8 protein-coding genes are annotated in these 11,548 nt (G+C 68.9%); all 8 read left to right on the forward strand.

The genetic code is table 11. The annotated features are described in order from the left end of the window. Positions 1-331: Trp biosynthesis-associated membrane protein (locus tag AC5RUJ_RS05255; protein ID WP_494155647.1), on the forward strand; the 331-nt coding region annotated here is incomplete at its 5' end. A 119-nt stretch (positions 332-450) separates the two neighbouring features. Beyond that, positions 451-732, forward strand: coding sequence for an HGxxPAAW family protein (locus tag AC5RUJ_RS05260; protein WP_493999592.1), 282 nt, complete (start codon positions 451-453; stop codon positions 730-732). 2 nt (positions 733-734) lie between these two features. Continuing rightward, positions 735-1,553: an indole-3-glycerol phosphate synthase TrpC gene (trpC, locus tag AC5RUJ_RS05265; protein WP_494128203.1), complete on the forward strand. Its 819-nt coding sequence runs from the start codon at positions 735-737 to the stop codon at positions 1,551-1,553. 89 nt (positions 1,554-1,642) lie between these two features. Continuing rightward, positions 1,643-2,971 carry a tryptophan synthase subunit beta gene (gene trpB / locus AC5RUJ_RS05270; protein ID WP_494023169.1) on the forward strand — a complete coding sequence of 443 codons (1,329 nt, stop codon included), beginning with the start codon at positions 1,643-1,645 and terminating at the stop codon, positions 2,969-2,971. Continuing rightward, complete coding sequence (gene trpA, locus AC5RUJ_RS05275) at positions 2,968-3,771, forward strand: tryptophan synthase subunit alpha (protein WP_494025854.1); 804 nt, start codon at positions 2,968-2,970, stop codon at positions 3,769-3,771. The genes trpB and trpA overlap by 4 nt, the downstream gene beginning before the upstream one ends. Before the next feature lie 74 nt (positions 3,772-3,845). Further along, positions 3,846-5,072: a prolipoprotein diacylglyceryl transferase gene (gene lgt, locus AC5RUJ_RS05280; protein WP_494128204.1), complete on the forward strand. Its 1,227-nt coding sequence runs from the start codon at positions 3,846-3,848 to the stop codon at positions 5,070-5,072. A 489-nt stretch (positions 5,073-5,561) separates the two neighbouring features. Continuing rightward, positions 5,562-10,193 carry a glutamate synthase large subunit gene (gene gltB, locus AC5RUJ_RS05285; protein WP_494128205.1) on the forward strand — a complete coding sequence of 1,544 codons (4,632 nt, stop codon included), beginning with the start codon at positions 5,562-5,564 and terminating at the stop codon, positions 10,191-10,193. Continuing rightward, a partial coding sequence (locus AC5RUJ_RS05290) for a glutamate synthase subunit beta (RefSeq protein WP_494155648.1) occupies positions 10,186-11,548 on the forward strand: 1,363 nt, incomplete at its 3' end. The genes gltB and AC5RUJ_RS05290, both read left to right, overlap by 8 nt.

Raw genomic sequence — 11,548 nt, forward strand, 5'->3', positions numbered from 1 at the left:
GGCCGGCATCGGCATCTGTGCCGCAAGCCTCACGGTGATCGCCAACCCGGCCGGGGCCGCTTCGGCGGCGATCGGGGAGGCGACCGGGCAGATCGGGGGAGAGGCCGCCGTCGGCATCACGGTCTTCCCGTACCTGGGCGCCGCCGCCGGTGTCCTGCTGTTGCTGACGGCCGTCTGGCTGCTGGCGGCCGGGCGTTCCTGGGCCGCGTCGAAGAAGTACGTGCCGGCAACCGAGCGGCAGGCCGACGGCATGCCGTCCGACCGGGCCGGCAGCGTGGATGAAATCGACAGCTGGGACCAGCTCAGCCGGGGCAACGACCCGACCGACTGAACCGCCGGCCGCCCGGCACCGGGCAGCGGGGCCGCCGGCAGCCGTGTCACACTGGCCTGCCGGGCCCGCAAACAATGGCAGAATGAAGTAGCAGAACCGTTTTTAGAGGGAGATACACCATGGGCAACCAGGCCACCGCCACCGAAACCGCGATGAAGACGGATCCGGCAGGCAGCATCCACGACGAGGTCATCGGCCACGGCAACAGCCCCGCCGCCTGGACCTGCGTGCTCATCATGATCTTGGGCTCCATCGTGGGAGGCATCGGCTTCGCCATGGCCTCGTCCCCGGTCTTCTGGGCCGGCGTGGCAATCATGTTCATTGGCCTGATCGTCGGCTGGATCATGAAGAAGGTCGGCTACGGCGTGGACGGCAGCAAGATCCAGGGCAGCGGACACTGAACGTGACCGTTCTCGACGACATCATCGTTGGAGTCCGCGAAGACCTCGAGTCCCGGCGCGCCCAGGTTCCGTTGGCGCAGATCCAGCGGCTGGCCGCGGCCGCGCCGGCCCCGCGTGATGCTTACGCGGCCCTGGGCGGCAACGATTCGCCGCGAACCGCGCTCAAGGTGATCGCCGAGGTCAAGCGCAAGAGCCCCTCCAAAGGCGACCTGGCGTCCATCGCCGATCCCGCCGAACTGGCCGCCGGTTACGAACGCGGCGGTGCCGCCGTGATCAGCGTGTTGACGGAGCAGCGCCGGTTCAACGGCTCGCTGGCCGACTTCGACGCGGTGCGCGCCGCGGTGGACGTTCCGCTGCTGCGCAAGGACTTCAACGTCGACGAATACCAGATCTTCGAGGCACGCGCCCACGGCGCCGACCTGGTGCTGCTGATCGTCGCCGCACTGGACGACGAACGGCTGAAGGCCTTGCTGGCGCTGACCCACGAACTGGGCATGGAGGCCCTGGTGGAGACGCATACCGCCGAAGAAATCGACCGCGCCGTCGCCGTGGACGCACGCATCATCGGCGTGAACGTCCGCAACCTGAAGACCCTGGATGTGGACCGCTCGGTGTTCGCCGGATTGGCGGGCCGGATCCCCACCGGCGCCGTGGTGGTGGCCGAATCCGGAGTCCGCGGAGTGGACGACGTGCGCGACTACGCCACGCAGGGCGCCGACGCCGTCCTGGTGGGCGAGGCGCTGGTCATCACGGGCGATCCGGAAGCCGCCGTCGCCGAATTCGGCGCGGCGGGCGCCGAGGCCATTGCCGCGCGCGGCTGAACCAACGCGCCACACAACTTAAGAATCCCCAGGGGCAGGCAGGCCGGTTGCGGCTGGCCGTCCTGCCTCCAGTAACAGACAGGACGGCCATGACGCAGAGCCCCGATACCCCGGCGGAGCCCGGAAACACCCAGGAACCGGCCGATGCCTTCCTGGCCGGCGGCAGCCTCCGCCATGCCCCCGGCCCGTATTTCGGTGCCTTCGGCGGGCGCTGGATGCCGGAATCCCTGATTGCTGCGCTGGACGAACTGGAAGACACCTTCGACAAGGCCAAGGCAGACCCGGAGTTCATTGCCCAGGTCGCCGAGCTGAACAAGAACTATTCGGGCCGGCCCTCGCTGCTGACCGAAGCCAAGCGCTTCTCCCGGCATGCCGGCGGCGCCCGGATCTTCCTCAAGCGCGAGGACCTGAACCATACCGGCTCCCACAAGATCAACAACGTGCTGGGCCAGGCCCTGCTGGCCCAGCGGATGGGCAAGACGCGCATCATTGCGGAGACCGGTGCCGGCCAGCACGGCGTGGCCAGCGCCACCGCCGCCGCACTGCTCGGCATGGAGTGCGTGGTCTACATGGGTGCCGAGGACACGCGCCGGCAGGCCCTGAACGTGGCCCGGATGGAGCTGCTCGGAGCCACCGTCGTGCCCGTCACCGCCGGGTCGCAGACGCTCAAGGACGCCATCAACGAGGCCCTGCGCGACTGGGTGGCCAACGTGCACAACACCCACTACCTGCTGGGCACCGCCGCCGGCGCCCACCCCTTCCCGGCGCTCGTCCGCTATTTCCACGAAGTCATCGGCGAGGAAGCCCGCGCGCAGATCCTGGACCAGACCGGCCGGCTTCCGGACGCCGTCTGCGCCTGCATCGGGGGCGGTTCGAACGCCATCGGCATCTTCCACGGCTTCCTCGACGACCGGAACGTCGCGCTGTACGGCTTTGAGGCCGGCGGCGACGGCGTCGACACCGGCCGCCATGCCGCAACCATCACGCTGGGCCGGCCCGGCGTGCTGCACGGCGCGCGCTCCTACCTCATGCAGGATGAAGACGGCCAGACCATCGAGTCGCATTCGATCTCGGCCGGGCTGGACTATCCCGGTGTCGGGCCCGAGCATTCCTACCTGTCGGACATCGGCCGGGCCAGCTACGAGCCGGTCACCGACAGCGAGGCGATGGACGCTTTCCGGCTGCTCTGCCGCACCGAGGGCATCATCCCGGCCATCGAGTCGTCGCACGCCCTGGCCGGGGCGCTGCGGGTGGGCAAGCGCCTGACCGAGGGCAAGGATCATCCGCAGGACGTCATCATCGTCGTGAATCTTTCCGGCCGGGGCGACAAGGACGTCGCCACCGCGGCGGAGTGGTTCGGCCTGCTGCCGGACGAATCGCCCGAGGCCGAAATCGGCTCCGAAGGAGAGCAGCTGTGAACAATACCGCCACCGCCAGCAAATCGGCCGCGGCCATCGACCGGGCCCTGGCCGACGGCCGGACCGCCCTGATCGGCTATCTGCCGGCCGGCTACCCCGACGTCCAGACCACCATCGACGCCGCCGTTGCGCTGGCGGAGAACGGCGTCGACGTCATTGAGATCGGCATCCCGTACTCCGACCCGGTGATGGACGGCGCCGTCATCCAGGCCGCCACCGTGCAGGCGCTGAAGGACGGCTTCCGGGTCAGCCAGGTGTTCGACATCGTCGCCGGCATCACCGCCCGCTGCGACGCCGCCGTGCTGGTGATGACGTACTGGAATCCGGTGCTGCGGATGGGCGTAGACGAGTTCTCCCGCCGGCTGGCCGAGGCCGGCGGCGCCGGGCTGATCACCCCGGACCTGATTCCGGACGAGGCGGCCGAATGGTTCGAAGCTTCGGACAAGTACGGGCTGGACCGCGTGTTCCTGGTCGCCCCGTCCTCCTCCCCGGAGCGGATGGCGATGACGGTCAAGGCCAGCCGCGGTTTTGTCTACGCGGTGTCGATCATGGGCGTCACCGGCGCCCGCGAGAGCGTTTCCGGCGCCGCCGAGCGCGTGGTCCGGTCGGCGCACGAGGCCGGAGCCGAACGGGTCTGCGTCGGCCTGGGCGTCTCCAGCCCCGAGCACGTGCGCGAGATCGGCGCGTATGCCGAGGGCGCCATCGTGGGCACCGCGCTGGTGGCCGAACTCGGCAACGCCGGCGTGCCGGCACTGGGCAAGCTCGCGGCGCGGCTAAGCGAAGGCACAGCCCGGGCCTGACAGAATAACCGGTGGCCAGCGGTTTGCCGCGGGCCGCGCCCGACCCGCAACTTTCGGCCAAGAGGACTCACCTGGTGTACAGCACGACTATCGCAACGGCCGTACCGGCCTCCATCCCCAGCCCCGGCTGGTCCGGATTCAGCATCGGCCCGCTCACCATCCATGCGTACGCGCTGTGCATCCTGCTGGGCATCGTCGCGGCCATCTGGCTCACCCACCGCCGTTGGAAGGCCCGCGGCGGGCCGGAAGAATTCATCTGGGACGTGGCCATCTGGGCCATCCCGTTCGGCATCGTCGGCGGCCGTCTCTACCACGTGTTCTCCTCGCCCGACGCCTACTTCGGGCCGAACGGCGACCTCGGCCTGATCCCGCAGATCTGGCGCGGCGGGCTCGGAATCTGGGGAGCGGTGGCACTGGGCCTGGTCGGTGCCTGGATCGGCTGCCGCCGGGCCGGCTTCAAGCTGCCGGCCTTCATGGATGCCGCCGCACCCGGCGTGCTGCTGGCACAGGCGATCGGCCGCTGGGGCAACTGGTTTAACCAGGAACTCTTCGGCGCCCCCACCACGCTGCCCTGGGGCCTGGAGATCGACGCCGACAACCCCAACTTCCCGGCCGACGCGGAACCGGGCACGCTGTTCCACCCCACCTTCCTCTATGAGTCCCTGTGGAACCTGGCGGGCGTGGCGCTGCTGCTGCTCCTGGACCGGCGCTTCAAGTTCCGCCGCGGCATGCTGTTCTGGCTGTACGTCGCGTTCTATACCCTCGGCCGGGTTTGGATCGAAATGCTGCGCATCGACGATGCCGAAATGATCACGATCTTCGGCATCACCCAGCGGTTGAACGTCTGGACGTCGCTGCTGCTGCTGGTCGCCGCCGTCGTGATCTTCATCGTGCTGGCGCGCCGTCCGCGGACCGTGGAGACCGACTCCCTGTACCTGCCGGGCCGTGAGCCCTCGGCAGTCGCGGAAGGGGCCGAATCCGGGCAGGCCGCGGCTCGGCAGGAGAACGCCTCCAAGCACGACGGCGGATCCCGCGCCGGCGGGGCAGGATCCTCCGTGATCGCGGGGGAGAAGGCCGAAACCGCTGCGGGGACGTCCGACGCGAAGGCCGGGGAGCCTGCCGCGGACGAAGATCCTTCAGCCGAGGCCGCCGCCAAGCCCGCGGATGCTGCCAACCCCGCGGATGCTGCCAACCCCGCGGATGCTGCCAAGCCCGTCGATGCGGCCAATGCCCCCAAAGCCGCCGATGCCGCGGCCGGGAACGACCCGCTCAGGACGGACAACAACCGCAGCCAGAACTAGTTTCCCCGCGCAGCCGCCGGAACGCAGCAATCTGACGTTCCGGCGGCTTCGTGCGCTCCGGGCTGCCGCCGGCAATCCGAAAAGCGGTCGGTAAAAAACCGGAAAAGCCTGTGTTGCGGGGTCCCCGCCGTGCTATCGTCGCTCTACCGCAGAACAGACTCGCTCCGCGGCCGGTCCGCCCTCACCGTCGGGCCGAACCATCAGTACGCACCTCCCGGACCACCAACCGGGCGCAGGCATGCGGCGTACCGACCACACTGACGTGGATTCTCCGCCGGACAGGCGCACCACCCAGTGCGGTCCCGGCGGCCGTGGCCGATCGACCGCACAGTTCATCCTGGCGGCCCCATCCGACCCCTGGACACCGAATGCGCTGTGCGGGGTGAGCTGGCCACAGAATCCATGGATCACGGGCCTGCTTGCTCGAGCGGGCCCGGGCGGGGCCAGCGCCGTCCCCTTCTCACCTACATCCAGGAGAAGGAAGTTCAGATGACTCCTCCGTTCAAGGGGTCGAGTACCCCGCGCAGCCTCGGCGGCGGACACGAACGCCGGCACACCACGGTGCCCTCGCCGTTCAGTCGTTTCGCCGCCTACCCGGAAAAAACCGGTCTGTACGACCCCGCCCACGAAAAGGACGCCTGCGGCCTGGCGGTGATTGCCACCCTCCGGGGCGGGCCGGGCCACCACATCGTCGACGCGGCGCTGACGGCGCTGCGTAATCTGGAACACCGCGGCGCGGTCGGCGCCGACGAAGGAACCGGCGACGGCGCCGGGTTGCTCACCCAGATCCCCGATGAATTCTTCCGCGCGGTGGTGGGCTTCGAACTGCCGGCGGCCGGCCGGTATGCCGCCGGAACCGCGTTCCTGCCCAGTGACGAGTCTGAGGCGGCGGTAGCGCGGGACGGCGTGGAGGCCATCGCCGCCTCCGAAGGCCTCACAGTCATCGGCTGGCGCGACGTCCCGGTAGTGGCCGAACTGGTCGGCGCCATGGCGCGGTCCTGCATGCCCCACTTTGCCCAAGTGTTCCTGGGCCTCGACCCGGCCGCTGCCGGCAGCAGCGATGTGGATGCCCGCGTTTTCCGCGTCCGCAAGCGCGCCCAAAACAAGTTCGGCGTGTATTTCCCGTCGCTGTCGTCCAAGACCATCGTCTACAAGGGAATGCTGACCACCGCGCAGCTGGAACCCTTCTACCCGGACCTCTCCGACCCTCGCTTCAAGACGAAACTGGGTATCGTCCACTCCCGCTTCTCCACCAACACGTTCCCCTCGTGGCCGCTGGCCCAGCCGTTCCGCACCATCGCGCACAACGGCGAGATCAATACGGTCAAGGGCAACCGCAACTGGATGCGGGCCCGCCAGTCGCAGCTGAAGGGCCCCCTGCTGGGCGACACGCCGGAAGAGCTGTTCCCCATTTGCACGCCCGGCGCCTCCGACTCCGCCTCTTTTGACGAAGTCGCCGAATTGCTGATGCTCGCGGGCCGCCCGATTACGCAAGCGATCATGATGATGATTCCGGAGGCGTGGGAGAACCACGCCACGATGGACCCTGAGCGCCGTGCCTTCTACCAGTACCACTCGATGCTGATGGAGCCGTGGGACGGCCCCGCGGCCGTTTCCTTCACCGACGGCCGGCTCGTTGGGGCCGTGCTCGACCGCAACGGCCTGCGCCCGGCCCGCTACTGGGTCACCGAGGACGGGTTGGTCGTGCTGGCCTCGGAGGTCGGGGTCGTCAACATCGATCCCGCCACGGTGGTCAGGAAGGGCCGGGTCTCACCGGGAAAGATGTTTTTGGTGGATACCGAGGCCGGCCGGCTGGTCGAGGACGAGGAGATCAAGGCCGACGTCGCGGCCGCCAACCCGTGGGGCGAATGGCTCAAGGACAACATGATCCGGCTGGAGGACCTGCCGGAACGCGAGCACGTGGTGCACACCGCCGCGTCGGTCAACCTCCGCCAGCGGACCTTCGGCTACACGCAGGAAGAGCTGCGGATCCTGCTGGGCCCAATGGCCCGCACCGGCGCCGAACCGCTGGGGGCCATGGGCACCGACACCCCGATCGCGGTGTTGTCCAAGCGCCCTCGGCTGCTGTTCGACTACTTCGTGCAGTCTTTCGCCCAGGTGACCAACCCTCCGCTGGACGCCATCCGCGAAGAACTCGTGACCTCGCTGCGTTCGTCGATCGGCCCCGACGGCAACCTGCTGGCGACCGGCCAGGTTCGCACCACCCAGGTGGCGCTGAACTTCCCCGTGATCAACAACGACGAACTGGCCAAGATCGCCGCGATGGAAGACGAGGAGGGCAGCCGCCTCGCACTGAAGGTGAGTGGCCTCTACCGGCCGGACGGCGGCGCCGCCGAATTGGCCGCCCGGCTGCAGGAGATCTGCGAAAAGGTCTCCGGCGCCGTCAACCGCGGCGTGAAGTTCATCGTGCTCTCGGACCGGGACTCGAATGCCCAATGGGCGCCCATCCCGTCGCTGCTGCTGACCAGCGCCGTGCACCACCACCTGCTCAAGAGTGCCAACCGGACCAAGATCTCGCTGCTGGTGGAAGCCGGCGACGTGCGTGAGGTCCACCACGTGGCCGCCCTCATCGGGTACGGCGCTTCCGCCGTCAATCCGTATTTGGCGATGGAAAGCTGCGAGGAACTGGTGCGCAACGGCGACCTCCAGGGCGTCACCGCGGCCCAGGCCGTGCAGAACCTGATCAAGGGCCTGGGCAAGGGCGTCCTGAAGATCATGTCCAAGATGGGCATTTCCACCGTCCCCTCCTACTGCGGTGCCCAGACGTTCGAAGCGATCGGGCTCGCCCAATCCCTGGTCGACCAGTACTTTGCCGGCACCCAGTCGCAGCTCGGCGGCGTGGGCCTGGACGTCATCGCCGCCGAGGCCGCGGCGCGTCACGCCCAGGCCTACCCCGCCGACGGGATCGAAGACCCCCACCGGTCCCTCGAGAACGGCGGCGAGTATCAGTGGCGCCGTGAAGGACCGCCGCACCTGTTCAACCCGGAAACGGTGTTCCGGCTGCAGCATGCCACCCGTGAACGGCGCTACGACGTGTTCAAGGCGTACACCCGCGGCGTGGACGACCAGGCGAAGGACCTGATGACGCTCCGCGGCCTGTTGAAGTTCAAGGCCGGCGCCCGCCCGCCCGTGCCGCTGGAGGAGGTCGAACCGGTCTCCAGCATCGTCAAGCGGTTCTCCACGGGGGCCATGAGCTACGGCTCCATCTCGCAGGAGGCGCACGAAACGCTCGCCATCGCCATGAACCGGCTGGGCGGGAAATCGAACACCGGCGAGGGCGGCGAGGACGTGGACCGGCTGCTGGACCCGGAGCGCCGTTCGGCGATCAAGCAGGTGGCCTCCGGCCGGTTCGGCGTCACCAGCCTGTACCTGACCAACGCGGAGGACCTCCAGATCAAAATGGCCCAGGGAGCCAAACCCGGCGAGGGCGGCCAACTGATGAGCCAGAAGGTTTACCCGTGGGTGGCCCGGACCAGGCATTCGACACCGGGCGTGGGCCTGATCTCGCCGCCGCCGCACCACGACATCTACTCGATCGAGGACCTGGCGCAGCTGATCTACGACCTGAAGCGCTCCAACCCCTCGGCGCGCGTGCATGTGAAGCTGGTGTCCGAGGTCGGGATCGGCACCGTGGCGGCCGGCGTGACCAAGGCGAAGGCCGACGTCGTCCTCGTCTCGGGGCACGACGGCGGCACCGGGGCGAGCCCGCTGAACTCGCTCAAACATGCCGGAGCGCCCTGGGAACTGGGGCTGGCCGAGACGCAGCAGACGCTGATGCTCAACGGGCTGCGGGACCGGGTGGTCGTGCAGGTGGACGGGCAGCTGAAGAGCGGCCGCGACGTGGTGATCGCGGCGCTGCTGGGCGGCGAGGAGTTCGGCTTCGCGACGGCGCCGCTGGTGGTCTCCGGCTGCATCATGATGCGCGTCTGCCACCTGGACACCTGCCCCGTGGGGGTTGCCACGCAGAACCCGGAACTCCGCCGCCGGTTCACCGGCAAGCCCGAGTTCGTGGTGAACTTCTTCGAGTTCATTGCGGAGGAAGTGCGCGAACTGCTGGCCGGACTGGGCTTCCGCAGCCTGGCCGAGGCCATCGGCCACGCGGAGCTGTTGGACACCCGCGAAGCACTCGACCACTGGAAGGCCGACGGCCTGGACCTGTCACCGATCCTGCGCGGCTACGGCACCGATTCCGACATCCCGCTGCGCAACATGACCACGCAGAACCACGAACTGGACAAGCACTTCGACAACCAGCTGATCGCCATGAGCTCGGACGCGCTGACCAACCGCGAACCGGTGCGGATCAGCCTGGACGTGATCAACACCGACCGGGCCGTGGGCACGATGCTCGGCCACGAAGTGACCAGGCGTTTCGGCATCGAAACCCTGGCGGACGACACCATCGACGTGACGCTGACCGGACAGGCCGGGCAGTCGCTGGGCGCCTTCCTGCCCGCCGGCATCACCCTGCGGCTGCTCGGCGACTCGAACGACTACGTCGGCAAGGGGCTCTCCGGCGGACGGATTATCGTCCGGCCGGACCGGGCCAACACGTTCGCGTCCGAACGCAACGTGATTGCGGGCAACGTCATCGGTTACGGCGCCACCAGCGGCGAGATGTTCCTGCGCGGCCAGGTGGGCGAGCGGTTCCTGGTCCGGAACTCGGGCGCCACCGCCGTCGTCGAAGGAATCGGCGACCACGGCTGCGAGTACATGACCGGGGGACTGGCCCTGGTCCTGGGCCGGACCGGCCGCAACTTCGGCGCCGGCATGTCCGGCGGCGTGGCCTACGTGCTGGACCTGGACCCCGGCATGCTGAACACGCAGAGCACCGGCAACGGCGAATTGCAGCTGCTGCGGCCGGACCCGGCGGACGAAGGGACCATCGCCACCCTGTTGAAGAAACATGCGGAGGAGACCGGTTCCCGGCTCGCCGGGCGCCTGCTCGAGGACCTCGAAGGGACCCTGGCCCGCATCACCAAGGTGCTGCCGCGCGACTACGCGGCGGTGCTGCAAGCCCGGGCGAACGCCGAAGCCGAAGGGCTCGACCCCGACGGCGACGTTGTCTGGACCCGAATCCTGGAGGTAACCGGTGGCTGACCCACGCGGATTTATGAAAGTTCGAGAACGCCAGACCCAGCCCCGCCGTCCTGTTCCCGTGCGGATCATGGACTGGAAGGAAGTCTACGAGGCGCAGGAGAAGGGCGTGCTCCGCAGCCAGGCCGGCCGCTGCATGGACTGCGGCATCCCGTTCTGCCACCAGGGCTGCCCGCTGGCGAACCTGATCCCGGAGTGGAACGACCTGACCTGGCGCGGCAAGGACCAGGAGGCGATCGAGCGGCTGCACGCCACCAACAACTTCCCCGAATTCACCGGCCGGCTGTGCCCGGCGCCGTGCGAGGCGGCCTGCGTGCTGGGCATCAACCAGCCGGCGGTGACCATCAAGCAGGTGGAAGTCTCCGTCATCGAGGAAGCCTTCGACCAGGGCTGGGTGACTCCGCACGCGCCGGAGCGGCTGACCGGTCACACGATCGCCATCGTCGGATCCGGCCCCGCGGGGCTGGCCACGGCGCAGCAGCTGACGCGGGCCGGCCACACCGTGGCGGTGTACGAGCGCGACGACAAGGTGGGCGGTTTGCTGCGTTACGGCATTCCCGACTTCAAGATGGAGAAGCACTACCTGGACCGCCGGCTGGAGCAGATGCGGGCCGAGGGCACGCGGTTCCGCACCGGCATCGAGGCGGGCAAGGACATCAGCTGGGATCAGCTGCGCCGACGCTACGACGCCGTGGTGATCGCGACCGGTGCCACCGTGCCACGGGACCTGCCGATCCCCGGGCGCGGGCTGTCCGGCGTGCACTTCGCCATGGACTACCTGGTGCAGGCCAACCGGGTGGTGGCCGGCGAGGCGGTCCCGGACCAGATCGACGCCCGGGGCAAGCACGTGGTGATCCTGGGCGGCGGCGACACCGGCGCGGACTGCCTCGGCACCGCGCACCGGCAGCAGGCGTCCTCGGTTACTACCCTGGCCATCGGCAAGCAGCCGCCGGCACAGCGTGCTTCGCACCAGCCGTGGCCGACATTCCCCACGCTGTTCGAAGTGGCCAGCGCCCACGAGGAAGGCGGCGAGCGGACCTACCTCGCCTCCACCGTGGAGTTCGTGGGCGAGAACGGCGTGCTCACCGCACTGAAGGTCGCCGAGACCGAGTTCGTGGACGGCAGGCGGGTGCCCAAGCCCGGCACGGAGCGGGAGATCCCGGCGGACCTGGTGTTCCTGTCCCTGGGCTTCACCGGTCCGGAGCATGCCGGGATCGACGCGCAGGTCAACGCGTCCTTCGACGAGCGCGGGAACGTCGCCCGCGACGGCGGCTACATGACCGGCGCCGGGGGCATCTTCGTGGCCGGCGACGCCGGGCGCGGACAGTCCTTGATCGTGTGGGCGATCGCCGAGGGGC

This window comes from Arthrobacter sp. Y3223164, from assembly GCF_059091005.1.